The organism is Marinomonas vaga, assembly GCF_055388305.1.
Window position 1 is genome coordinate 1,277,131 of the sequence record NZ_AP043903.1, and the last position, 23,828, is coordinate 1,300,958.

Annotated in this window: 21 protein-coding genes; 10 read left to right on the forward strand and 11 right to left on the reverse strand. The window is 47.5% G+C overall.

Annotation, left to right across the window (positions count from 1 at the left end):
* Nucleotides 1-15 precede the first annotated feature (15 nt).
* The 3 genes from ACZ5DR_RS05940 to ACZ5DR_RS05950 all read left to right on the forward strand — a co-directional run bounded on the left by ACZ5DR_RS05940 (nt 16) and on the right by ACZ5DR_RS05950 (nt 3,635).
* Complete coding sequence (locus ACZ5DR_RS05940) at nt 16-588, forward strand: TetR/AcrR family transcriptional regulator (protein WP_377366040.1); 573 nt, start codon at nt 16-18, stop codon at nt 586-588.
* Between the two features lie 118 nt (nt 589-706).
* Nucleotides 707-1,744, forward strand: coding sequence for a TRAP transporter substrate-binding protein DctP (dctP, locus tag ACZ5DR_RS05945; RefSeq protein WP_377366039.1), 1,038 nt, complete (start codon nt 707-709; stop codon nt 1,742-1,744).
* A 232-nt stretch (nt 1,745-1,976) separates the two neighbouring features.
* Nucleotides 1,977-3,635 carry a SulP family inorganic anion transporter gene (locus ACZ5DR_RS05950; protein ID WP_377366038.1) on the forward strand — a complete coding sequence of 553 codons (1,659 nt, stop codon included), beginning with the start codon at nt 1,977-1,979 and terminating at the stop codon, nt 3,633-3,635.
* 128 nt (nt 3,636-3,763) lie between these two features.
* On the opposite strand, the gene ACZ5DR_RS05955 is transcribed toward ACZ5DR_RS05950, so the two are convergent.
* From ACZ5DR_RS05955 to ACZ5DR_RS05975, 5 genes are all read right to left on the reverse strand, one after another.
* Nucleotides 3,764-4,597 (reverse strand): ABC transporter permease, encoded by an 834-nt coding sequence (locus ACZ5DR_RS05955; protein WP_377366036.1) that lies wholly within the window; start codon nt 4,595-4,597, stop codon nt 3,764-3,766.
* A gap of 10 nt (nt 4,598-4,607) precedes the next feature.
* Entirely contained in the window at nt 4,608-5,684 is a 1,077-nt protein-coding gene (locus tag ACZ5DR_RS05960; RefSeq protein WP_377366035.1) for an extracellular solute-binding protein, read from the reverse strand.
* A gap of 15 nt (nt 5,685-5,699) precedes the next feature.
* The gene (locus ACZ5DR_RS05965; RefSeq protein WP_377366033.1) at nt 5,700-6,716 is read right to left on the reverse strand and encodes an ABC transporter ATP-binding protein; all 1,017 of its coding nucleotides are present in this window, start codon (nt 6,714-6,716) and stop codon (nt 5,700-5,702) included.
* Entirely contained in the window at nt 6,713-7,492 is a 780-nt protein-coding gene (locus ACZ5DR_RS05970; protein ID WP_377366032.1) for an ABC transporter permease, read from the reverse strand. The genes ACZ5DR_RS05965 and ACZ5DR_RS05970 overlap by 4 nt, the downstream gene beginning before the upstream one ends.
* A gap of 81 nt (nt 7,493-7,573) precedes the next feature.
* Nucleotides 7,574-8,227, reverse strand: a complete 654-nt coding sequence (locus ACZ5DR_RS05975) for a TIGR00725 family protein (protein ID WP_377366031.1) — start codon at nt 8,225-8,227, stop codon at nt 7,574-7,576.
* Nucleotides 8,228-8,324: 97 nt separating this feature from the next.
* Here ACZ5DR_RS05975 and ACZ5DR_RS05980 point away from each other — a divergent pair, with 97 nt between their 5' ends.
* The 3 genes from ACZ5DR_RS05980 (at nt 8,325) to ACZ5DR_RS05990 (ending at nt 12,976) form a co-directional block, all read left to right on the forward strand.
* Nucleotides 8,325-9,086 carry a DeoR/GlpR family DNA-binding transcription regulator gene (locus ACZ5DR_RS05980; RefSeq protein WP_377366030.1) on the forward strand — a complete coding sequence of 254 codons (762 nt, stop codon included), beginning with the start codon at nt 8,325-8,327 and terminating at the stop codon, nt 9,084-9,086.
* Between the two features lie 179 nt (nt 9,087-9,265).
* Nucleotides 9,266-9,556, forward strand: a complete 291-nt coding sequence (locus ACZ5DR_RS05985) for a helix-turn-helix domain-containing protein (RefSeq protein WP_377366028.1) — start codon at nt 9,266-9,268, stop codon at nt 9,554-9,556.
* 279 nt (nt 9,557-9,835) lie between these two features.
* Nucleotides 9,836-12,976, forward strand: coding sequence for a DEAD/DEAH box helicase (locus ACZ5DR_RS05990; RefSeq protein WP_377366027.1), 3,141 nt, complete (start codon nt 9,836-9,838; stop codon nt 12,974-12,976).
* Nucleotides 12,977-13,020: 44 nt separating this feature from the next.
* Here the strand turns inward: ACZ5DR_RS05990 and ACZ5DR_RS05995 are convergent, their stop codons facing one another.
* Nucleotides 13,021-13,887, reverse strand: a complete 867-nt coding sequence (locus ACZ5DR_RS05995) for a YicC/YloC family endoribonuclease (protein ID WP_377366026.1) — start codon at nt 13,885-13,887, stop codon at nt 13,021-13,023.
* Between the two features lie 190 nt (nt 13,888-14,077).
* On the opposite strand from ACZ5DR_RS05995, the gene rph reads away from it, so the two are divergent.
* Both rph and ACZ5DR_RS06005 read left to right on the forward strand, forming a co-directional pair.
* On the forward strand, nt 14,078-14,809 hold the full coding sequence (gene rph, locus ACZ5DR_RS06000) for a ribonuclease PH (protein WP_377366025.1): 732 nt from the start codon (nt 14,078-14,080) through the stop codon (nt 14,807-14,809).
* Nucleotides 14,810-14,972: 163 nt separating this feature from the next.
* A complete protein-coding gene (locus ACZ5DR_RS06005; RefSeq protein WP_377366024.1) occupies nt 14,973-15,479 on the forward strand; it encodes a hypothetical protein in 507 nt (168 codons plus the stop codon).
* A gap of 88 nt (nt 15,480-15,567) precedes the next feature.
* Here ACZ5DR_RS06005 and ushA read toward each other — a convergent pair whose 3' ends face one another.
* From ushA to ACZ5DR_RS06030, 5 genes are all read right to left on the reverse strand, one after another.
* The gene (gene ushA / locus ACZ5DR_RS06010) at nt 15,568-17,178 is read right to left on the reverse strand and encodes a bifunctional UDP-sugar hydrolase/5'-nucleotidase UshA (protein WP_377366023.1); all 1,611 of its coding nucleotides are present in this window, start codon (nt 17,176-17,178) and stop codon (nt 15,568-15,570) included.
* A gap of 245 nt (nt 17,179-17,423) precedes the next feature.
* The gene (locus tag ACZ5DR_RS06015) at nt 17,424-18,533 is read right to left on the reverse strand and encodes an ABC transporter ATP-binding protein (RefSeq protein ID WP_377366022.1); all 1,110 of its coding nucleotides are present in this window, start codon (nt 18,531-18,533) and stop codon (nt 17,424-17,426) included.
* Between the two features lie 69 nt (nt 18,534-18,602).
* Nucleotides 18,603-19,484, reverse strand: a complete 882-nt coding sequence (locus ACZ5DR_RS06020) for a carbohydrate ABC transporter permease (RefSeq protein WP_377366021.1) — start codon at nt 19,482-19,484, stop codon at nt 18,603-18,605.
* A complete protein-coding gene (locus ACZ5DR_RS06025; RefSeq protein ID WP_377366020.1) occupies nt 19,477-20,406 on the reverse strand; it encodes a carbohydrate ABC transporter permease in 930 nt (309 codons plus the stop codon). The genes ACZ5DR_RS06020 and ACZ5DR_RS06025 overlap by 8 nt, the downstream gene beginning before the upstream one ends.
* A gap of 76 nt (nt 20,407-20,482) precedes the next feature.
* Entirely contained in the window at nt 20,483-21,733 is a 1,251-nt protein-coding gene (locus ACZ5DR_RS06030; protein WP_377366019.1) for an ABC transporter substrate-binding protein, read from the reverse strand.
* Nucleotides 21,734-22,023: 290 nt separating this feature from the next.
* Between ACZ5DR_RS06030 and ACZ5DR_RS06035 the strand changes: the two genes are divergently transcribed.
* Together ACZ5DR_RS06035 and ACZ5DR_RS06040 are read left to right on the forward strand one after the other, a co-directional pair.
* Nucleotides 22,024-23,388 (forward strand): sensor histidine kinase, encoded by a 1,365-nt coding sequence (locus tag ACZ5DR_RS06035; protein ID WP_377366018.1) that lies wholly within the window; start codon nt 22,024-22,026, stop codon nt 23,386-23,388.
* Between the two features lie 3 nt (nt 23,389-23,391).
* The gene (locus ACZ5DR_RS06040) at nt 23,392-23,823 is read left to right on the forward strand and encodes a response regulator (RefSeq protein ID WP_377366017.1); all 432 of its coding nucleotides are present in this window, start codon (nt 23,392-23,394) and stop codon (nt 23,821-23,823) included.
* The last annotated feature ends 5 nt before the right edge of the window (nt 23,824-23,828 follow it).

A 23,828-nucleotide genomic window follows, 5' to 3' on the forward strand; every position in this document is an offset into this window, starting at 1 on the left:
AAATCTGAGTAAGCAATGAGACATAGAGACGAGACGAAGAAGCAAGCACTGTATAAGGCGACCATACAAGTCGTGAAAGAAGAGGGCTTCGCCTCTGCATCGGTCAACAAGATCGCGAAACAGGCGGGGGTGGCAGCAGCGACCTTATATGTCTATTTCAGCAATAAAGATGACCTACTGGCGTCTACCTTTATGGTTTCTAAAGCCGAGCTGAGCAACTTCGTTATGCGCGACTTCAACCCTGATCAACCGCTGAAGGACAACGTACATGCTTTTTGGTCTAGGCTGTACGAATACGTGACCAGCTACCCAGATGACTACCAATATATGGACCAATTTTCCAACTCGCCTTTGATTCATCAAGTGGATACCCAAAGCTTGGAAGTGCCTTATCAAGCGTTTCACCAAGCCCTACAAGCAGGCATAGAGCAGGGCATTATTAAGAACATTCCCAAACCCATGCTGCTGTCATTTATTTTGGCCCCAGTGGTGTTTTTAGCTCGTTCTCGTCTAGGGGTGAGTGCCGACAACGCCCAACACAATATGGACCAAGCCTTTACCGTGGCGTGGGATGCCATCACCAACTAATTCCTGATTAAAATTTACTCAGTATTTACATAACTCAAAATTGTCAGGTTTAAATTTGGCTGTTATTTTAAATAAATGAACGTTCATTTATTTAAAATCAAACGATAGGAACCTTTAAATGAGTCATTGGAAAAAACCATTATTACAGTCATCCCTGTGGGCGGCATTGAGTGTGGCGAGTGTTGGTGCCATGGGCGAAGATCTAATCTATAGCGATCATCAACCATTAGGACAAATGCGAACGACCTTCCTAAAAGAAGTCTTGTTCCCGGCCATTGAACAAGAATCCAACGGCCGTCTTAACATTGACGATCATTGGAATGGAGAGCTGGCCATTGCCTATGAAGCCTTGCCGACGTTAAAAGAGGGCAAGACGGTCAACATCAGCACCATAGTGCCTGAGTACACGGCAAAAGAATTGCCCCTGTCACAAATATTTAAGAGCTACCCAACAGGGCCAAGTGGACAAGATCAGGTCACTTTATTTCGTGATATTTTTGAAAGTGTTCCCGAATTTGAGCAGGAGTTTCGTGACAACAACCTTGAGCCCATCTTCCTCAGTACCGGTTACCCAGTTGGTTTTTTTAGCACCAAACCCGTTAATGACATCAACGATATTCAAGGTCAAAAATGGCGCTCCGCGAGCTTCTGGCATTTAGATTATTTACGAGAAGCAGGGGCTGAGCCAGTTCGTACCCATTGGAGTCCTGAAATATACGATATGCTGGAAGATGGTCGCTTGGACGGTATATACGTCAATATTGACAGCGCCTATAACCTAAAGCTCCATGAGAAAGCACCTTATGCATTGGTGTCCAAAAGCATGTGGCTCGGGCATTTGTATGTGGTAGCGATGAACAAAACCGCCTACGACGCCTTAGAGCAAATTGACAAGGATGCCATCAAACGTGCCGCATCACGCGCCTACCGCCAGCAAGGGCGTAACATGGATGAAGAGTTCGATACCATGGTCAGCAAGTTGCGTGCAGAGGGGGCCGAGATCCGAATAATGACTGATGAAGAAGTAGACCAATGGGGTCGCTTGACCAACTACCCTGCCATCCAGCGTCGTTGGGCGCAGGAGCAATTAAAAGCAGGTGTCCAAAATGCAGAAGATGTTATTTATAAGGTGACTCGCGTTAAACGGGCCTTTTAAAGACAACACCCTTGTATCAGGCTCTTTTCATAAGAGCCTTTTTTTTGCCCGCATGGCTTCTTCCTCTTTTGCTATCTGGTCCTGAAAAAGCGCTAAGTTTCTGACTTCTTCAGGGTTCGTGTGGCGAATTACCGTGACTTTGTCTGCCTGAAACCGCCAGTAATATGTTATCCTTACAAGGTTTTAAGCCGTATTCTAAAAGACTCATGATCACGACCATTGGGGGGTTTCGTTGTTAGATTCTCAGCGTTTTGCCGCGTTTGATTTGAAAGGGGATGTATTTGGAGGGGTGACCACCGCAATTATCTCTTTGCCATTGGCGCTGGCGTTTGGTGTGGCTTCTGGGGCAGGGGCGGAAGCTGGCCTTTGGGGCGCGATCATGGTGGGCTTTTTTGCTGCGCTGTTTGGTGGCTCCACCACGCTAATCTCTGAACCAACCGGCCCGATGACGGTGATCATGACGGCAGTACTCACCAACATGATGGCCGAGTACCCCGAAACAGGCATGGCCATGGCCTTTACCGTGGTGATGATGGCTGGTGCTTTCCAAATGCTGTTGGGCTGGTTAAAGCTGGGTAAGTACGTCACCTTGATGCCCTATAGCGTAGTGTCTGGCTTTATGTCCGGCATTGGCGTGATCTTGATTATCTTACAGCTGTCGCCGCTGTTAGGCTTGCCCGCACCGCCGGGGGGTGTCGGTGGTACCTTGGCGGCCATCCCTGACATTCTTGCCAATATGAAGTGGAGTGAGCTGCTATTGGGGCTACTCACCCTGGGGACTCTGTTTTTCTTCCCGAAAAAATACCGTAAGTACGTTCCCGCTCAGTTGGTGGCATTGGTTGCGGTGACTTTGATCTCAGTGATTCTGTTCGATACCGATAGCATTCGCCGCATTGGCGAGATTCCTTCCGGTTTGCCTTCTTTAAATCTGCCCCACTTTAACGCTGAAATCTTCACCAAAATGGTGGTCGATGCCTTAGTGCTCGGCACCTTGGGGTGTATTGATACCTTGTTAACGGCTGTCATCGGTGACTCTTTGACCCGTGAAGAACACGACTCCGATAAGGAGCTGCGTGGCCAAGGGTTAGCCAACATGATCTCTGGTTTGTTTGGCGCTCTACCGGGTGCGGGTGCCACCATGGGCACTGTGACCAATATTCAAGTGGGAGCACGTTCTCCTGTTTCAGGGATTGTTCGTGCCTTAGTTTTGGCGCTGGTGGTCTTGATTGCAGGCGGTTTGACTGAGCCTATTCCCATGGCAGTGTTGGCCGGTATTGCTGTGTATGTGGGCTTTAATATTTTGGATTGGAGCTTCTTACAGCGTGCTCACAAGGTCAGCTTATCTGGCATGGCAATCATGTACGGGGTGATGTTATTGACGGTTTTCGTCGACTTGATCGCTGCGGTGGGGTTGGGGGTTTTCATCTCCAATATCATCATTATCGAGAAGTTGAGCCGCGAGCAAACGCGCCAAGTAAAAGCCATCAGTGACTCGGATAACAACAGTGTGCCCCTTACGGATGAAGAGCGTGCCATGCTCGACAAAGCCCAAGGCAAGGTGCTGTTTTTCTACTTGTCGGGTCCTATGATTTTCAGTGTCTCCAAAGCCATCTCGCGCCAGCACGCCAGTATTGCAGATTATGATGTGATGATCCTCGACCTCAGCGACGTCCCCATGATCGATGTTACCGTCGGCTTAGCGTTAGAAAACGCCATCAAAGATGCCAATGACGCCAACTGTGAAGTCTTCCTGTTGTGTCCTAATAAGCGCACCCGGGAGCAGTTAGACAAGTTCCAAATGATGCATCTCATCTCAGCGGGCAACGATGATTGCGCTTCTCGAGAAGAGGCTCTGCAAGCGGCACTGGATTATATCGAGACGAAGGCGTAAGCCCTCGCTTTAGAGCGTATCCCAGTTTGTATCTAAAGAGTCGGCAAATGCCGACTCTTTTTTGTCTAAAACCTTGCTGTTGTAGCTATTACAGATAGGTATCTGGTGCCAGCTGACTGCGTCAGAATTCAAGAAGGTTTTATTCCAAACTGGTATTTATGTCTGAACCATTCGGCTAATAGGGTGAAAGCAACGCATAGGGTCACCAGCAGAATTGAGAGCATGCCTACAACTGGGAAGTCAGTGCCGCCATCTGAGATTTTACTATACAGAGTAAGAGGTAAAATATTGAGCTGGGTTCCGGATAGAGCTAATGCTGTACCGTAGGCACCTAGTGCAACGGATATCATTACACAGACTGAGGTAATCATGGCAGGGTAAAGCTGTGGGAGAAATATATAGCGATAGCTTTGCCATTTTGAGGCCCCTAGGCTTTCTGAGACTTTCATTTGTTGCCAGTTAAAGTTCAGCATAACAGGCAGCAAAATAAATACAGCTCTGGGGATTAAGTAATAGCAGTACGCAATCGCAAGCCCAAAAGGTGTAAAAATCAAAGTGCCAAAACTGGCTTCTGGGATCCCTGCGTAACCCAGAAGTTGAGTCACAAAGCCTGCTCTTCCGAATGTTAAGATAAAGCCATAGGCAACGATTAGCCCGCTAAAAACCAGTGGTAAAGCAATGCCTACGCTTAACCATTGTCTTGTTAAAGGTTTGCATTGACTTAAAAATCGAGCAATACAAAGTGCCACTAATAGGGAGGTGATAGATGATGTTAGGGCAAGTATTAGGCTGCCTTGGATACTTCCGATTAGGTAGCTATCCGATATCATTCTGTTGAATGTCTCAAGAGGCGCTACAAGCGCCTCCGAGAACACAAATGCAACGGGAAAGCAGAAGAATAGGATGTAACCCAATAACCCAGGAGCGATGCTTATTAGGGTTCTCCATTGTTCGAACTTCATACGGTTTTCCCTAACGGTTTAAGACTGCTTCAGCCCATTCTTTATCAAGTTGTGGCTTTATTTTAGCGGCCGCTTTTAAATCAAGTGGTCGAATCTGTGGGGCTTTGACTAGTTTATCTTGGACAGACTTCGGTAAAGTCATATCTGTTAACACAGGGCGAACAAACCCTTCTGCGAAAATCCCTTGTCCTTTACTGGACATGACGAAGTTTAGCCATAATTTTGCTGACTCAGGGTTAGGCCCATTTTTCACCATTGAAATAGCATAGGGTGCAGCAAGGGAGGCTTCTTTAGGAATGATAACCGCAATGTCATCCCCCATCCCATCTTTAACCATGGCTTTAAGACCATCATTTTCGTAACCAATCCAAATAGGGATTTCCCCCTTAATAAACTGCGCATATGGGGTGGTTCCAACGACTCTTAGCGTATTTCCGCTAGTTTGTAGTTCTCCGAAGTATTCAGCGCCGGGAGAAATGTTGGACATGTCACCTTTCTGAGCTTCATTTGCGGCCAAGACCACTACTTGTCCTTGGCCCGTTGTGCGTGGATCTTGATAGACGATGCTATTTTTGTATTCAGGGCGCTTTAGATCGTCCCAAGAGGTTGGGATGTTTTCAACAAGCTTCTTGTTGACTAGAAAGGCGACATTTAATGTATGGATAGTAAACCACTTACCTTCTGGGTCTTTAAAAACAGAAGGGATTTTCTCAAAGTTAGTGGGTTTAAATCCTTGTAACAAATCTTTATCTTGCGCATCAATAGCAGACGCGCCGAAGTAGTATGCTGTATCAGCCTGAGGGCGGTGTTTTGATTTTTCTAGAGCGACAACAGTCGCAGCTGAGCCCAAGTCGTTATAGACGATCTCCATGCCCGGGTAACGTTGTTTGAACGCACTGAACATGTTCCCCCAGTTGGCCCAAGTTGGCCCAGTATCAAAGGAAACCACAATCCCTTCTTTAATGGCCTTATCATATTGAGCTTGCTCTCCAGAGTACAACTCAGGACCAGTCAGTGATTGAGCCGCACCGCAAAGGGGAGCTAACATGATTAGAGTCGCGGTTAGCGCCGATTTAAAAGATTTCATTGAAACTCTCCGTCGTTAAATGATGTGAATCGATTCCGCCGGAATGGCGATTTGAGTAATAGGAGCTGCTAAAGGTTGGCTATAAACAACTAAGGATTGGCCGCATACATTTAGCTGATATGCCATCGTGTGACCCAGAAACTGCTGGTGTTCAATCGCTCTAACAGATAATCGATTAATGGTGGCTTCTGCCGGGGAACAAAGAATACTTTCTGGACGGATGACAAGCGTAACTGGTTGATTTGGAGTTAATTTATCTTGATGTGATTGAATGTCTCCTAATGCTGTCTTGATAATGCCTTTGCTGACCGCGATGCCGGGGATAACGTTTGCACGACCAACAAAACGAGCTACTTCAACTGAGGCTGGGCTGTTGTAAACATCTATAGGTGAACCGCATTGTTGGATTCTGCCTTGTTCCATTACCGCCACTTGATCGGCCATCGTCATTGCCTCCTCTTGATCATGTGTGATGAGGAAGGTTGTTATATTGAGTGCTTTTTGGATTTTGGTTATTTCTTCACGCATTTCGTGTCGTAGAGAAGCGTCAAGAGCTGATAGGGGTTCATCTAAGAGCAGCGCCTGAGGCTCAAAAACCAATGCCCTGGCCAATGCTACTCGCTGTTTTTGACCTCCTGAGAGCTCATGAGGTAAATGACTTTCTAATCCAGAAAGCCCCACTAGCTCTATCATAGTAAGTGCTTTTTGACGCGCATTTGGGGTGTTATTGATCTTAAGCGGATACATTACGTTCTTGAAAACGTTGTAATGGGGGAATAGGGAATAGTCCTGAAAAACGATGCCTAGCTTTCTTCTCGAGCAAGGTGTGTGAGCTTGGTCTTTCCCGTGAATAATTATTTGCCCAGAATGCGGCTGCTCAAATCCAGCTAGAAGCTTTAATAAAGTAGATTTTCCGCAACCGCTTTTGCCGAGTATTGCCAATAGCTCCCCGCTTTTAATTGATAACGAAATATCGTGAACACCAACATCAGTATTTGGGTAGTTAAAAGAAACAGAGCGGAATTCAATCATTGGAGGCGCCCTTTAGAGTGTGACCAATTCAGAAAGTTGGAAGTTAAAGAGATGAACGTTGCCAATAAGAGCAGAATGATTGTTGCCGCGCATGCGAGCCCTGTTGCACCATAGAATGCCTGAAGTAACAGCGTAGGGTATGTGCGATTCATAAAGCCGGCGATTAAGTTACTAAGTTGAAATTCCCCAAGCGAAATCGCGGCAACGGTTAGGAGTCCGGTTAGTATGGATTGCGACGCAAGTGGCAGAAACACAGTAACAAAACGTTTTAAAGCGCTCGCGCCGAAGGATTGCGCTACTCGATCTAGTGTTTTTAAGGGAGATTTTTCTATATCTGCCGAAAGGCTGAAGAAAAAATAGGGGAACGTAAGAACCCAATGCCCAATGATTAATAACCAGGTGCTGCCTAACCAAGGTAAGGTGCTAGAGCTGAATGCGAGGATAAAGCCGAAGCCAATCACAAGCTCTGGTACGGCAATGGGCATTAGGGCTGATATACGAAACAGCGATTTTATCCAAGAGGCATTTAATAGTTGTAGTGTGTAGACCAAAGGTGCAACAACGAGCAGATTCACTAGGCAAACGGTTACACAAACTTGAAGGCTCATTAGCAAAGCGTTTCGATACGAAGTCGAATGCAATAGCTCTAAATACCAATCTAAAGTAAACCCTTTTGGCAGAAGGGTATTCATCCAGCTTTGGCCAAATGAACCCACAGCCAAAAGGAAGATGGGCAAAAGTAGGTAAATTATGTAGAGATACGTAATTTTCTTCATGACTAAAAACGATCAAATTGATTTATATTGATCGTGTTCTTTTAGTGTTACGTCTTCGTGACGTATCGATGAATAAAATATTTACGGCATAGAGGGAACGCTGAAGGAGCGTTGATCAAATAGCTGGTTAACGACTTGCTCTACAATCTCCTCAATATTTAGATGATATTGAACGCCTTCAATATGTGGGGCCTCGGCTGTGGCAAAAACTGCTTTTCCATAATGGAGGCCATACGCCATTTCTGTGGTGGTACCGTATCCACCTCCTACTGCGATCAAGCTGAAGGCCGCTTGGGCAATAAGTGAGTTGCGCGCAGCACCCAAATTAGTAGCGATAGGCACCGTTAAGTAAGGGTTTGCTTCATGCCAGTGCTCACCAGGGAGCAGCCCGATCGATTGGCCTTTTCCCTTGAATACCCCCTTGCAAACGGCCTCCATAACACCATTTCTTCCACCACAAATTACTGTTAGCCCCAGAGTTGCAAGGTTTTCTCCTAGAGACTCCGCTACTTGGTATTGTTTGTCAGTGGCGTCTTTTGGTCCGATCACCCCAACTGGTGGCATTTGAGCTTCATTAGGGGACTGGCGAATAAGCTTGAGTATCTCATAGTGGTTATGACACTGAGTCAGCGTAGTTGCTAATGGGCTGTCTGAATTGATCAAACGAATAAGTGTTGGGTTATTGTTGCAAAGCAGATGGTTTGTTTTTGGTTCAATAGAATATAGAGTGTTCATATTAGTGTTATGGCTCTTAATCAGAATAAATCAGAATGGTAGTTTGGTTCTTTAATTTGATCGTAACTGCTCATTATGACAATTTGGAGATCGTCATTTGTCTCAAGTTCGACACCAAAAACTATTAGAAATAGTGCGCCAGCAGGGCTATGCCTCAATTGAATTTTTAGCGGCTCAGTTAAGTTGCTCTCAGCCGACCATTCGCCGAGATCTTAAAAAGTTGTGCGAGGATAATTTGTTACAGCGCTTTCATGGTGGTGTTACTGAAGCGGATAACAATGTGCGCTTGGGATACCGGTTTAAGTCAGAAATTATGAATGATGCTAAATCACGTATTGCTGCGACGGCGATTCAATACATGGATAGAGTGGAGAGTTGTTTCATTGACATCGGAACCACTTGTGATCAGGTCGCTTCAGCAATGGCCGTTTTAGAAAGGCGTCAAATCATTACTCATAATCTATCTGCTGCCATGACCTTTGCGGCGTTGGGTAGCAAACATAATGTCATTGTGACCGGGGGAACGTTGCACGGCGCGGATGGCTCTTTGACCGGTGTGAAAACGTGTGAGGAGATTAAAGGCTATTTTGCAGATATTGCGTTGATTGGAGCGTCCGGTCTGGATGAGTCTGGAGCAGTACTGGATTACGACGTTGAAAAAGTTGCGGTTAAAAAGGCGATGATGTCATCTGCAGCATGTCGCATTCTATTACTTGATTCATCTAAGTTTCGTAAACGCGGTGCGCTTAAAATAGCCAATTTATCAGAGTTTGATCTATGCATTACAGACGTATCTCCTGAACCAGCCTATGAAACACTGTTCCAACAATCTGGTACAAAGCTGATTATTGCCCAATGATGCATTTTTATTGACCACTCATTGAATTATCAATGGCTCATTTCTTAGATATGAGCCATGAATAACCCTAATTTACCTGTCTCGTCTGGCGCAAAGCATCAGTGCTTAGCATTCTTCTTGAATCATGTAGTAATTATCCTGATTCATTTTGGATATTATTGTGTCTATTTTGGTTTTGTATGAACTTTTCAATTTTAGATGATACGGATGTAAGCCAAGCTTTTGCTACTTATCTGCGAGGCTTACGAAAACAAGAGAAGCTATCGCGAGAGGCGCTGGCCCAGCGTAGTTGTGTACCGGCTTCGACAATTAAAAAGTTTGAACTCACCGGACAAATTTCATTTCGCCAACTGCTTCTTTTATGGCAATCGCTGGATTCGCTCGATAGGCTTTATCATCTAACGCAAGCTAACCTTGATCGTTCTGCTTTACCTACCAGCATAGATGAGGTGCTTAAAGATGAGCTTTAATTCCATCCAAAAGTTGAATGTGGGGCGCACTCTCTCAACGGGCGCACTCTCTCAACGGGCGAAATTGTGTCGGTGGGCGTGTTAGCGCAAAACCGCCAAGGTGTCTTTTGGGCCAAAGAGAAAGCCCATCTGCCGCTGACCAAATCAATGATTACAGCGATTGATACGCACTTACGAAGCATACCGCTGTATTGGTAAAAGTGGGACTGTATTCCCGGTTTCGGCTGAGATATGGGAATATAGTGACATTATTGATTGAATAGGCGTTAAAGGGATTTTATGCAGCAGTCGGGTATTTACGAGCAGTTGATTACACAACTGGTTGAAAAGCGTCTGGATCGTGAGCGTTTTTATGTGGGCGAGCGAATACTCACTAGTAACGAAGCCTCGCTGTGGCTGTCGCGTTTTCTGTCGAATATTCTCGAATATGCTATCGGGTCTGTACCGAATGGAGATGGAAAGCTGCAGCAGCAAATCGCGCTATCCAATGAACTGTTACTTTGGCTTAAAGAGCGTTTACAGGATGATAGCCTGATCGAAGAGAACCTAATCAATAGCCAAGGTAAAATCCTAACGGCTTTATATGAACTGGAAAACCCTGTTGCAGCCAATCTTAAGCAGTATGTTGAAGACATTTTCCCGTTAACCGGCCTTACTCAAAGCGAGCTGTTTTGCGGTAGCAATGCTGGACTGTCACTAGAGTCTGAGCTAAAACGCGAAATCTTATCCGCAGATAAAATTTACTGGCTGGTGTCGTTCATCAAATGGGCCGGTATTCGCATCTTTCGCAAAGAGCTGGAAGCGTTTACCGCAAGTGGCCGTGAGCTAAAGGTCATCACCACGTCTTACATGGGCGCTACCGATGCTAAGGCGGTGGAGTATTTAGCGAGCTTACCTAATACAGAAGTGAAGCTTAGCTACAACACCGAGCGTGAACGTTTGCACGCCAAGAGCTATTTATTCTTACGCAATACGGGCTATCACACGGGCTATATTGGCTCTTCTAATCTGTCTCACTCGGCGCTCACTAACGGCCTTGAGTGGAATTTGAAAATCACTTCCCAAGAAATTCCTCATATAATTGATAAGTCGCTCAGCACCTTTGAGACCTATTGGGCATCGAATGAATTTGAGCGCTTTGATGGCGATGCCAGCAGTACGGAAAAGCTGAACCGTGCCTTGCGACAACAGCGCGGTAGTGACGAGCAAAGCGCGGCGCATTTCTTTGATATCACACCGTTTCCCCATCAGAGCGAAATCTTGGAGCAGCTTGCCGTTGAGCGTCTTCTGCATCAGCGCTTTCGCAATCTGGTTGTCGCCGCGACCGGTACAGGAAAAACATTGATCTCGGCGTTTGATTTCGCGCGTTTTTTAAAGGACAAACCAAACGCGACCTTTTTGTTTGTGGCGCACCGAGAAGAGATTCTAAAGCAAGCTCGTTCGGCGTATCGAGGCGTGCTTCGCGATGGCTCGTTTGGAGAACTATGGGTTGGCAGCCACGCTCCTGCTCATTATCGTCAGCTGTTTGTATCCATTCAAACGCTGAATAATCAGTTAGAACAGTTCAACCTGACGCCTGATTACTACGATTACATCGTCATTGATGAAGTTCATCACATTAAAGCAAATAGCTATCGAGCGGTATTAGCGTACTTTCAGCCGAGCCTTTTACTCGGTTTGACCGCAACGCCCGAACGTCACGATGGTGGCGATATCTTAGCGGATTTTGGTGGTGTGATCGCAGCTGAAATTCGTTTGCCGGAAGCGATTAATCGCCGCCATTTATCGCCATTCCAGTATTTTGGTATCGATGATGATACGGACTTACGCAAGGTTGCATGGAGCCGTGGACGTTATGACATCGGGCAACTGACTAACCTATATACTCATAATCAAGCTCGTGTTGATAAGATCGTGCTAAGTTTGCAGGAGATCGTAACCGATATCAGCCAAATGAAGGCTTTAGCATTCTGTGTCAGTCGTGAACACGCGGACTACATGACCAAGCAATTTCTCCTAAAGGGTATTAAGGCGGATATTTTAACCAGTGAGAACAGCGATCAGCGTCAGCAGAAGCAACAGGTCTTACGAAGTGGCCAAATCAATGTACTGTGCGTGGTTGATATCTTCAATGAAGGCGTCGATATTCCCGAAGTCGATACCTTGTTGTTTTTACGTCCTACAGAAAGTCTCACGATTTTCTTGCAACAACTCGGTCGAGGTCTGCGCTTGGCGGAAGGCAAAGAGTGTTGCACTGTGTTGGATTTCGTTGGTAATTCCAAACCAGAGTATGATTTTGCTAATAAATTCAGAGCGTTAGTAGGGCGAAGTCCGAAAGCAATCAGTGATGAAATCAAGCAAGGTTTTCCTCATGCACCGCTGGGCTGTCGTATTGAACTGAGTAAACGCACTCAGGAAATGGTGCTCAGTAATATTCGCCAAGCAACACTGACTAATAGCCGCCTGACGGCTATGATTCGCCAATTCCCACAGCATTCTACGGAACCTTTGACGCTGACGAACTTTATCGCACAGCATCCACACATTGACTTAAATGAATTGTACAAACGTGGCAGTTGGGCGGAGTTAGTGGCGAGCGCCAAAGATGAAGTCAAAGAGAATGCGCGAATAGACGATGCCTTTAAAATAGTGCGCAAAGCAATTCATAATCGCATTCTCACCTGTGACGATCATAGCTATTTAAACTTTCTTGGGCAGCTTTGTGAGACTGACTTCGCTGATGTTCACGTCAACGATCGCCGTGCGGCGATGTGTCATTATGACTTCTGGCAAAAGCCGGGTCCCGACGCAGGTTTTGCGTCGTTAGCGCAGAGTATTAAGCAGCTCAGCCACCTAGGTGTAGCACAGGAACTTGCTGATGTTATTCGCTGGCAACTTGCACGGATCAAACACGAATTATTGGAAATGTGTGGCCTACCAGATGTTCCTCTTAAAGTGCATGCCCGCTATGCAAGAGAGCAGATATTAGCGGCATTTGGTGCAACTACATTTGATAGACAACCGCCAGCACGAGAAGGTGTTTTTGTCATCGCAGAACAAAATATCGAACTGTTGTTTGTTACCTTAGATAAGAACGAAAAACAGTTTTCACCGACGACTATGTACCATGACTATGCGATCAACGAGCAGTTGTTTCATTGGCAATCACAGAACAGCGCACGACCTGACCGCGGTCGAGGAAAGGACTACGTAAATCATCGAGTAATCGGTAAACGCCTGTTTCTATTTGTCCGAGAGCAAACCAAGGATGAATATGGCCGCACCATGGGCTTCGTGAACTATGGAGAAGTGGAATATGTGTCGCACACCGGCTCACAACCGATGAGCATTACATGGCAGTTGAACACGCCGATACCAAACTTTATGTGGCAACAGGCAGCGAAGCTGGCGGTGGGGTAGATTGGATCAAGTGGATAGCATCGCTATCCACTGACTAATCGAAATTACTCAATATTCTGAATCTGCTCTCTCATTTGCTCAATCAAGACCTTCAATTCCACTGCGCTATTGGTTGTCTCCACCACAATCGATTTAGACGATAGCGTATTTGCTTCGCGGTTGAGTTCTTGCATTAGGAAGTCTAGGCGGCGGCCGATGGGGCCTTTTTCTTTAAGCTGGCGGCGCACTTCTTTGGTGTGTGTGGCTAGGCGATCCACTTCTTCGGCCACGTCGGCTTTTTGCGCCAGCATGACGATTTCCGCTTCCACTCGCATGGGGTCGAGTTCGACTTGTGCGGCTTCGAGTTTTTCCAGTAGGTTTTGTTTTTGCGCGGCGATGATGGTCGGCAGTTTTTCTTTTACGTCCGCGACGATGGCGTCGATGCTGTCGAGGCGTTCTTCGATGATGACGTTCAGTTGTTGGCCTTCCCGTTTACGCACTTCGATCATTTCATCCAGTGCTTTGTTAAACAAGGCTACGACGGCCTTTTTCATTTCATCAGCATCGGCACTGTCGTCGCTTAAGATGCCCGGCCATTGCAGGATTTGCAGTGGTGAAGGGGTCTTGATGCCATCGAACCATGTGCCTAGCTCTTTCACGGCGTTCGCAAGAGCTTGGGCGTTTTCAGCGTTGATGTTTAGGCCTTTGGCGGCAGTGTCTTCGGCGTAGAAGCGCAGTTGGCATTCTACTTTACCGCGGTTGAGCTTTTTACGTAGGGTGTCACGGAAGCTGAATTCAAGCTCGCGGAATTGCTCAGGCAGGCGAAAGTGTGGCTCAAGGTAGCGTTGGTTTACGGAGCGGATTTCCCAGCTGATGGTGCCCCAATCGTACACGGCTTCTTGGCGTGAAAAGGCGGTCATACTCGCAGTCATAGAGATTCCTAGCGGCTTAAATGAAACATGGCGCTAGTGTACCGCAAGTGGGATTGCTGCGTCAGGACACTCTGTGGTTTTTGTGACATCTGGGCCTTTTTCATTTTTTGCACCAAGATGGGAAGGCAATCTGGGCTAGGTTCGTTATAATTGCGGCCATTCAAATAGTAAAACAACAGAGAGTTTGTATATGCGTCCAAGTGGTAGAGCGGCAGATCAATTACGTCCGATGAAATTTACTCGTAACTTTACTAAGCATGCGGAAGGTTCCGTGCTGGTGGAGTGCGGTGATACGAAAGTGATTTGTACTGCGTCTGTCGTCCCTGGTGTGCCGCGTTTCTTAAAAGGCAAAGGACAAGGTTGGATTACGGCTGAATACGGCATGTTGCCACGTTCTACCCACAGTCGTGTGGATCGCGAAGCGGCACGTGGTAAACAAACTGGCCGTACGGTGGAGATTCAGCGTTTGATTGGTCGTTCTTTGCGTGCGGCGATTGACCTGAAAAAGCTGGGTGAAAACACTATCACCATTGACTGTGATGTGATTCAAGCGGACGGCGGTACTCGAACTGCGTCCATTTCTGGTGGTTTTGTGGCCTTGGCGGATGCGGTGGCGAAGCTGGTGGCGAACAAGAAGATCAAAGAGAACCCAATCGTGTCTCAGATCGCTGCCATCTCTGTTGGCGTTTATAAAGGTACGCCTGTGTTGGATTTGGATTACCCAGAAGACTCCAGTGCTGAAACGGATATGAACGTGATCATGAACGACAAAGGTGGCTTCATCGAGATTCAAGGCACCGCAGAAGGCGAAGCCTTTAGTGATGAGCACATGGTCGGCATGTTGGCAGTGGCTCGTAAAGGCATCAGCGAGATCATTGAGCTTCAGCGCAAGGCATTGTTTGAAGACAAAGAGTCGGCTTAAGCCGGAGAGAATCAGTTTATAGGGTTTTACAAAGGGAGCTGCGGCTCCCTTTTTTGCGCCTAAAGTAGTCTACGTGAGCGCAAATGTCATTGTTATCGGCGGTTATCGTTCATGGTCGATCTAGGCAGATATGACATGATGCACAAAGGAAGAGGAGCAAAAAATGAACAATAACAAAATCCTAACCATTGCCTTTAGCGCCTTGTGCGCCACGTCTGTCTCCGCTCAAACGGCCCTAGACGGTGACTGGCAATTGCAGCAAGCAGGTAATACCCAAGCCACGTTAGAGGCGGCGGTGGACTCGGTGGTAAAAGAGATGAATTTCTTTATCCGAGGTTTGGCCCGTGGGGCATTAGAGAAGGAAACCGTGGTGTGTCAGCAGTGGCAACTGCAATCTGATGCGCAGCAGTTTACTTGGCAATGCGATGACCAAGACCCTGTGACGCTCAATCTGTCTGGCGAGACCTTATTGAAAGGGGACGATGACAGGGAGATTCGTGGCACTTTCCAATATGCGGATGGCCGAATCGAGACCACTCTGGCATCGGAGCGGGGTGTACGAACCAATGTATGGCAGTTGACCGAAAACGGTGAGGTGTCCTACACCGCTACCTTGGTGTCAGAGAAGTTACCAAAGCCACTTACATGGACGCTTACCTACGCTCGGTAAGTCCCTCCAATGAGTGGTTAGCCATTAAAAAACCCACCTTAAGGTGGGTTTTTTTGTGGGTGCTTAAAAAGCAGATGTCGATTCCGAATTAACGGACAACATCACCTGTTGGAGCGTAATTTGATACGGAAATGGGTGAGTAATCTTGGATGTACTCAACCAACACATCCGCATCCACGTAACCAGAGTTCACGTAGTTCGGGTGATCAGTGATTTTCGGGTAACCGTCACCGCCAGACGCTGTGAAGCTGTTGACCGCTAGACGGTAAGTGCGGCCCTCTTCAAGGGCTTTGCCACCCACTTTGATGTTAGTGGCCTTGCCATCCTGTAGTACCAGAGAAACCCCTTGGAACTGAGCAAATGCGCCAGAACCGGCTTCTTTGCTGGCAGCAGCGGATAGGTAATCCGTTAGCTCTGCCGCTGTTAGGTCAACGTAGGCTAGGGCATTACCAAATGGCTGAACCTGTAGCACAGACTTGTAGGATACAACCCCTGCTGGGATGTCATCACGGATGCCGCCTGCGTTCATGATGGCTACGTCAGCGTTGACCTTTTGCATCATGCCAGCAGCGATCAGGTTACCTAGGTTGGTCTCTTCAGAGCGTACGATGCCGCGTTCGCCGATCAGTTTGCCATCGGTGAAGCCAATTTCTACGTTTAGTTTCTCTTGGCCAATGTCTTGGTAAGGCTGAAGCATGGCTAGCATGGCTGGATCTTTGGCGATTTCTTTATCGATGAAAACGCGCTCGCTGGTGCCGTCCGCTTTTTTCACTTTCTTCTTCAAGTTCACTGGGATCAGCTCGTAGTCTGAAGCAGTGATCTGTCCGTCAACGATGGTCATGTCTAAACGACCAACGTATTTGCCCCATTCGTGGGCTTGAAGAATTAAGGTGCCGCTTTGTACGTCTGGCTCAAACAATGGGTTTTGGGAGTGACCGCCGACGATCACATCAATGCCCGGCACACTGCGTGCTAGGGTAACGTCCCCTGGTGCGTTGCCACCATAGTTGCCGTTATCGTAGTGACCCATGTGTGTTACTGCGACCACTAGGTCGGCTTTTTTGCGCAGCTCAGGGATTAGGTCTGTGGCCACATCTACGGGCTTTTTAATGGTCAGGCCTGTTAGGTATTCTGGGTTGCCAATCTTAGCGGTATCGTCTGTGGTGAAACCCACAACCGCCACGCGCAGGTCATCGACAGTGAAGATCTTGTAAGCATCAAACAATGGCTCGCCAGTGCTGTCGTCGATGATGTTGGCAGATAGGAATGGGAAACCAGCCCACTCGTGTTGTTGTCTGAGGACTTCAATAGGATTATCGAACTCGTGGTTACCAAGGGCCATGGCATCGTATTGCAGCATGTTCATGCCTTTAAAATCAGGCTCTGCATCTTGTAGGTCCGATTCCGGGACGCCAGTGTTGATGTCACCACCGGATAGCAACAAGGTGTTGCCGTCTTCTAACGCCACTTCTTCACGGATGTTGTCCACCAGCGTCTTACGCGCTGCCATGCCGTACTCGCCGTTGCGGTTTTCCCAGAAGCGACCGTGATGGTCATTGGTGTGAAGAATAGTCAGGTGGTATTCCTTGCCGGTTTCCCACATGGGTGTTTCTTGTTCGGTGGTCATGACAGAACAGCCTGCCAAAGCAACCACGACACCCGACAGGGCAAACTGAGCAAAATAACGTTTTGCGTTCATTATTGTGTCCTTTCAGATTGGTTCGATTTGGATAATTGGTTTTCAAGAATTTTGTTGTACTAGCGAGTTCGCCGCTCACCTGTAAAACAATGTAACTCAACATTATGCCAACTTCGAGGTTAATTCTGACCTTCTGTACAAATTCTTTTCGATCCGCTGAAAAATCCTAGAGCATCCTAACCTTCAAACCAAAAAAAGCCGGCTTTCGCCGGCTAAAAAGTTTTGAGTAGTCTTACCGCAAAACGTTAGTTATCAAGACGCACGCCGCTGTCTTTATCAAAGGCAACCGCTTTTGAGGTGTCGAACATCATGGCAATGGTTTCGCCAGATTTCGCAGGGTAGGCTGGGTTAGAGCGACAGTTTACTTCCGCACCTTGGACGCGGGTTAGGATCATGGTGTCCGCACCCATTGGTTCAGTCACTTCTACGTCCACGTCGGCAGTCACAACGAAATCAGCCCCTTCTTTGTGTGGCTGTGGCTCTGTGATCATTTCTGGGCGTAAGCCTAGTAAGATCTCTTTACCAACATGATTCGCTAGGCTTTCTGGTTTAGGGAAAGGCACGATAGTAGGTTGGCTCGCCTGTAATTCCAGAGCGTAGGAACCTGCTTGTTCTACCACTTTGGCAGGGATGAAGTTCATTGCTGGTGAGCCCATGAAACCTGCAACGAATAGGTTCGTTGGGTTGTCGTAGATCTCTTGTGGCGTGCCAAGCTGCTGTACTTCACCGTCTTTCATCACCGCGATGCGATCCGCAAGGGTCATGGCTTCGATCTGGTCGTGGGTTACGTATACGATGGTGGTGCCCAGCTTTTGGTGTAGCTTTTTGATTTCGGTACGCATTTCCACACGTAGCTTGGCATCCAAGTTAGATAGCGGCTCGTCGAATAGGTACATTTTAGGACGACGTGCTAGGGCACGACCCATGGCCACACGCTGGCGCTGACCACCAGACAATTGCGCTGGTTTACGCTTTAGTAGGTGGCCGATTTGTAGCATCTCTGCCACGCGTTCCACTTCCGCTTCACGCTCTTCTTTTGGAACTTTGCGCATTTCCAAACCGAAGGAGATGTTTTCTGCCACGGTCATGTTTGGGTACAAGGCGTAGGACTGGAACACCATGGCGATGTCACGGTCTTTCGGGCTTGCGTAAGTCACGTCGTTGTCGCCAATTAGGATGCGACCTTCAGAAACGTCTTCAAGGCCTGCAATCGAGTTCATCAGGGTGGATTTACCACAGCCAGATGGGCCGACTAGGATTAGGAATTCGCCCGCTTCGATAGAGATGTTAATGCCTTTTAGGATCTCTGTTTGGCCGTAGCGCTTTTTTACATTATCAATGGTTAGACTTGCCATGTTATTTCTCCAAATTCTGTAACGGGCCGGCGGATGTCGTCGCCGGCGCTGAGTTCAACTGTGATTCGCTTAGCCTTTCACTGCGCCAGCCGTTAGGCCTCGAACGAAATACTTACCTGCTAATACGTAAACCAGTAGGGTCGGTAGGGCGGCGATGATGGCAGCAGCCATGTCGACGTTGTATTCCTTACCACCGAAGCTGGTGTTAACAAGGTTGTTGAGGGCTACCGTCACAGGTTGTGTGTCGAAGCCAGAGAATGCCACACCAAATAGGAAGTCGTTCCAAATCTGAGTGAACTGCCAAATAACCGTTACTACGATGATTGGCGTCGATACCGGCAAGATAATGCGGTAGAAGATGGTGAAGAAGCCTGCGCCATCAAGACGGGCTGCTTTCACAAGCTCTACAGGAATCGACTGGTAGAAGTTACGGAAGAACAAGGTCGTAAAGGCCACACCGTAAACCACGTGTACCATGACCAAGCCTGTCGTAGTGTTGGCAATGCCCAACCAACCCAAGGTACGTGCCATAGGCAGCAAGATCACTTGGAAAGGAATGAAACAGCCTACCAACAAAGCGGCGAAGAACAGGTCGCTGCCTTTGAATTTCCAATGGGAAATAACATAGCCATTCAGAGCACCCAACAAGGTAGAAATGGCCACCGCAGGGATAACGATCTGGAATGAGTTAAAGAAGTACGGTGCCATACCTTCACACTGGCTACCGGTACATGCGCCATTCCAGGCTTTGCTCCAAGCATCAAAGTTTAAAGAGCCTGGTAGGGACAAAAGTGTGCCCGTACGGATTTCTTCTACGTCTTTTAGGGACGTTAGCAACATGACGATAAAAGGTGCCAAGTACACAGCAGCCATAGTTAATAGGCCCGCGTATAGTACAACGCGCAAGACTTTATCTAGGGCAGAGGTTTGGCGTTTTGCTACATTACTCATGGCGCTCACCTCGAAGTTCTGAGTACAAGTACGGAATCAAAATGGCTAATACACAGCCCAACATCACCATGGCAGACGCGGCACCTAGGCCGATTTGGCTACGGGTAAAGGCGTGTGCGTACATGAAGTTCGCTGGTAAGTCAGAGGCGTAGCCTGGACCACCATTGGTTAGGGCTGCCACCAAGTCAAAGCTCTTAATCGCAATATGGGACAAGATCACCAAGGCGCTGAAAAATACCGGTTTAAGAGATGGCAGAATGATGCGGCGATAAGTGGTAAAGGTGCTCGCACCGTCCAATTGAGCGGCTTTGATCATTTCGCTGTCAACGCCACGTAGACCCGCAAGGAACAAGGCCATGACGAAGCCAGACGCTTGCCATACGGCGGCAATGACCAAACAGTAAACCACCATGTCTGGGTCTGTTAACCAGTCAAAACGGAAGTTTTCAAAGCCCAATTCGATCATCATTTTTTCGATACCATTGGTTGGGTTCAACAGCCATTTCCATGCGGTACCGGTTACGATGAATGAGATCGCCATCGGGTAAAGATAAATGGTGCGGATCGCGCCTTCGGCACGGATCTTCTGGTCCAGAAAGATGGCCAGCATCACACCTAAAAACAGACAGATTAAGATGAATAAGCCACCGAATACGCCCAAGTTCGATAGGGCCACCATCCAGCGGTCATTCATAAATAAACGCTCGTACTGATCAAAACCAACGAATTTGTACGTTGGTAGCATACGAGAGTTTGTGAAAGAGAGTACGGCCGTCCATATCATGTAGCCGTAGATACACACGATGGCTGCTACAGCCGTCGGTGCCATGACGATTTTCGGCATCCAGTCTGCCAAGCTCAGGCGTGCAGGACGACCAGCTTGAGTCGATCCAGACCCAGCTTTGGCGGCATTTGTCTTCATAATGGGTACTTCTACTTTGAGGAGAGAAGGGAGGCCAATCCCATGATTGGCCTCGTTTTCAGTGCGTTAGCACTTATTAGTACATGCTTGCTTTTACAGCGCGAGCCAAACGGTCAACAGCGTCTTCTGCTGTCATTGAGTCGCTGTTGTAGAAGTTTGTGACAACGTCAAACATGGCACCTTGAACCATAGAGTTCACAGACATACCGTGTGCCATACTTGGTACTAGGTCGCCTGTTGTAGAACTTGCAAGGAACGCATCCATAGAAGAGTGAGCACAAGAGTCGAACTTGTCACGAGGCATGTTCAAACGTGCTGGGATGGAACCTTTGTTTAGGTTGAAGGTTTCTTGGAACGTTGGCTCAAGCATCAAACGAGCAAGGTCTTGCTGCGCTTTTTGAGCGTCTTCGTTATCCACTTCAAACATCGCTAGAGAGTCGATGTTGAATGTGAATTGGCCACTTGTGCCTGGCGCTGCGTAACATACGTAATCGATGCCCGCTTTTTTGCCTGCTGCAGTGAACTCGCCTTTCGCCCAGTCACCCATGATTTGCATTGCTGCTTCACCATTGATAACCATAGACGTTGCGATGTTCCAATCACGGCCAGAGAAACCAGTGTCTACGTAGTCACGAGTTTTCTTGAACGTTTTGAAAACGTCGACCATGTCGTCGCTGCGTAGGGTTTTTTCATCTAGACCGATGAACGCTGCGCTGTAGAACTGAGAGCCTTTAGACAAAGCGATTGCTTCGAATAGCGTCGCGTCTTGCCAAGCTTGACCACCGTGAGCAAGTGGTGTGAAACCTGCTGCTTTGATTTTGTCTGCTGCTTCGAAGAATTCATCCCAAGTGCCAGGAATCGCAACACCTGCTTTTTTGAATACTTCAGGGTTTGCCCACATCCAGTTTACGCGGTGAACGTTAACCGGTGCCGCAACGTAATGGCCGTCGTACTTCATAACGTCGCTCACAACTTGTGGCAACACAACGTCCCATTTGCCTTGTTTGGCAACAGCGTCAAGATTAGTAAGGAAACCTAGGTCGCCCCATTCTTGGATAGTAGGGCCTTTGATTTGCGCGGCAGAAGGTGGGTTGCCGGCAATTGCGCGAGATTTTAGAACGGTCATCGCAGACTCACCGCCGCCACCGGCAACAGCGAAATCTTTCCAAGTGTGGCCTTCTTTTTCCATCAAGTCTTTCAATACGTTGATAGAAGCGGCTTCACCACCTGATGTCCACCAATGTAGAACTTCTACTTCTCCTGCATGTGCAGTGGCTGCAGCAACGGAGATGGCAAGACTAGATAGACCTAATGCAATTTTTTTCATGATTAGTAACCCTTGTTATTGTTATGGCACTTATTAACTAACATTTTATGGTGTTGACATAATGAATACTCATTAAGACCAGTCAAATGTAGCAAACCTTATGCACGCAAGTGGTAAAGTAGAGCAACCAAATGTATCAAAGTCTTGCAAGTGGGGTTTGAAGACTCAAAACACAGGTCTGCAGACTCACCATTCAAGCTAGACCTAACTGGCGAAATCGCCACCCTTTCTTTCAATAAACTTCTTCTATAATCAAAGGAACCTCTGGGGCAAACGGATAAGGAGTCGTAATGGAGAGCAGCCACGGCGTTGGGATAGGTGTCTTTATGTGGGTGGGATATTTTTTACTCTTGATCTTGTTGCTGTGGATGATGCGTGACAGAAAAGCAAAAGCAGCAGAGCTTGCCATTAGCCAACAGCGCTGGCAGGCGGAATACGATCAGCGACAGCGATTGGAAGAGGAACTCAGCACCTTATCAGAAACCTTAGAACAGGAGGTGGACCTTAGAACCCAGCAATTAAAGGATGTGAAAGACAGATTAGAATGTGAAGTGCAGGCCACGGAGCGGGCTAAAACTCGTATGACCAGCATTTTTGAATCCGCACCCAATGGCATGCTAGTGGTAGATAAGACCGGCAAAATCACCCAAGCCAATAGTATGGTGGCGTCTATTTTTCGTTGTACCCCTCAAGATTTAGTAGGGAAGTCTGTCGAGCAACTGGTACCCCAAGAGCTACGTGCTCAGCATCACCATGATAGGGATGCCTTTCAACAGCATCCATCGAAGCGCATGATGGGCGCCCGTCGAGATTTATACGGGGTACGTTTTGATGACACACGGGTGCCCCTAGAAGTGGGCTTGCATCCTGTGGATCTGGACGATGGGGCTGAGATCGTTGCCGCTGTGGTGGATATTAGTGAGCGCAAATCCTACGAGCAACGCATTCAAGAGCGTAATAAAGCCTTGGAAGCTTCTAACCGTGAATTGCAGGAATTTGCGTTTATCGCGTCCCATGATTTGCGTGAACCCCTGCGGAAAATCATTTCGTTTTCTAAACTGTTACAAGAAGGGGGATACGGTCACCTTAATCAAGAGGGGCAGGAATTCTCTGGATACATAGTAAATGCTGCGGAGCGCATGCGGGACTTATTGTCGGATTTACTGGCCTACAGTCGAGTAACTTCGAAGGCGAACCCGCTTAAAGACACCCGCTTAAACGATTTGTTAGAGGATGTGCTGGAAGACCTGCAATTAGCGGTGGAAGAGTGTGATGCGGACATTAACGTGGGTGAGTTGCCTACGGTGGCCGTGGATAAGGTTCAGATACGACAGTTGTTTCAAAACTTGATCGGCAACGCTTTAAAGTATCACCATAATGATCGACGCCCAGTTATTAATGTGTTCGATCAAAGTGATGAATCGGTCTTTCGAATTATTGTAAAAGATAATGGTATAGGGTTTGCTCAGGAGTACGCAGAGCAGATTTTTGAAGTCTTTCGACGGTTGCATGATATGCGTACCTTCCCAGGAACGGGAATGGGGCTAGCGATCTGTCGTAAAATTGTACAGCGTCATGGAGGCCAACTGTACGCGAAATCGGTGGAAAATGAGGGCACCGAGATGGTGATAGAGTTTGTTAAAAACAGGGAGTGAGTTATGAATATACGTCAGGATGACACAGCTCAAGTGATTATGTTTGATGACGATGCGGAAGATGCATTGCTCGTTAAAACCGCGTTGACCCGATTGGATGTGCCAATCTCTTTTTTGCATGTGCAAAATAAGGTGGCATTTGAAGCCGTGCTAACGGAATTAGCACATTTGCCAGATCGAATGCAGCGCAGTTTATTACTGTTAGACTTAAATATGCCGGGGAAGAAAGGCGCTGATTGGCTCAAAGAGCTGCGAGGGCAGTCGACGTTTGATGCCCTAACGGTCGTTGTCTTTTCCACCGCGAACATGGCAGAGGATCGAGCACGAAGCGCCATGCTGGGAGCAGACGATCATTTGGGCAAGCCAGATACCGTGATGGAATTGGCGAAGCAATTGGACGCTTTGTATAAGCGTTGGCTTAAACCCATTGCTTAGAGGGA

Coding starts and splice junctions, on each gene's coding strand:
- ACZ5DR_RS05970 (WP_377366032.1), bottom strand. CDS start 7,492: ATGAAGAAAATTACGTATCTCTACATAATTTACCTACTTTTGCCCATC.
- rph (WP_377366025.1), top strand. CDS start 14,078: ATGCGTCCAAGTGGTAGAGCGGCAGATCAATTACGTCCGATGAAATTT.
- ACZ5DR_RS06005 (WP_377366024.1), top strand. CDS start 14,973: ATGAACAATAACAAAATCCTAACCATTGCCTTTAGCGCCTTGTGCGCC.
- ACZ5DR_RS06020 (WP_377366021.1), bottom strand. CDS start 19,484: ATGAGTAATGTAGCAAAACGCCAAACCTCTGCCCTAGATAAAGTCTTG.
- ACZ5DR_RS05985 (WP_377366028.1), top strand. CDS start 9,266: ATGAACTTTTCAATTTTAGATGATACGGATGTAAGCCAAGCTTTTGCT.
- ACZ5DR_RS05955 (WP_377366036.1), bottom strand. CDS start 4,597: ATGAAGTTCGAACAATGGAGAACCCTAATAAGCATCGCTCCTGGGTTA.
- ACZ5DR_RS06040 (WP_377366017.1), top strand. CDS start 23,392: ATGAATATACGTCAGGATGACACAGCTCAAGTGATTATGTTTGATGAC.
- ACZ5DR_RS05940 (WP_377366040.1), top strand. CDS start 16: ATGAGACATAGAGACGAGACGAAGAAGCAAGCACTGTATAAGGCGACC.
- ACZ5DR_RS06030 (WP_377366019.1), bottom strand. CDS start 21,733: ATGAAAAAAATTGCATTAGGTCTATCTAGTCTTGCCATCTCCGTTGCT.
- ACZ5DR_RS05965 (WP_377366033.1), bottom strand. CDS start 6,716: ATGATTGAATTCCGCTCTGTTTCTTTTAACTACCCAAATACTGATGTT.
- ACZ5DR_RS05960 (WP_377366035.1), bottom strand. CDS start 5,684: ATGAAATCTTTTAAATCGGCGCTAACCGCGACTCTAATCATGTTAGCT.
- ACZ5DR_RS06025 (WP_377366020.1), bottom strand. CDS start 20,406: ATGAAGACAAATGCCGCCAAAGCTGGGTCTGGATCGACTCAAGCTGGT.
- ACZ5DR_RS05995 (WP_377366026.1), bottom strand. CDS start 13,887: ATGACTGCGAGTATGACCGCCTTTTCACGCCAAGAAGCCGTGTACGAT.
- dctP (WP_377366039.1), top strand. CDS start 707: ATGAGTCATTGGAAAAAACCATTATTACAGTCATCCCTGTGGGCGGCA.
- ACZ5DR_RS05990 (WP_377366027.1), top strand. CDS start 9,836: ATGCAGCAGTCGGGTATTTACGAGCAGTTGATTACACAACTGGTTGAA.
- ushA (WP_377366023.1), bottom strand. CDS start 17,178: ATGAACGCAAAACGTTATTTTGCTCAGTTTGCCCTGTCGGGTGTCGTG.
- ACZ5DR_RS06015 (WP_377366022.1), bottom strand. CDS start 18,533: ATGGCAAGTCTAACCATTGATAATGTAAAAAAGCGCTACGGCCAAACA.
- ACZ5DR_RS06035 (WP_377366018.1), top strand. CDS start 22,024: ATGGAGAGCAGCCACGGCGTTGGGATAGGTGTCTTTATGTGGGTGGGA.
- ACZ5DR_RS05975 (WP_377366031.1), bottom strand. CDS start 8,227: ATGAACACTCTATATTCTATTGAACCAAAAACAAACCATCTGCTTTGC.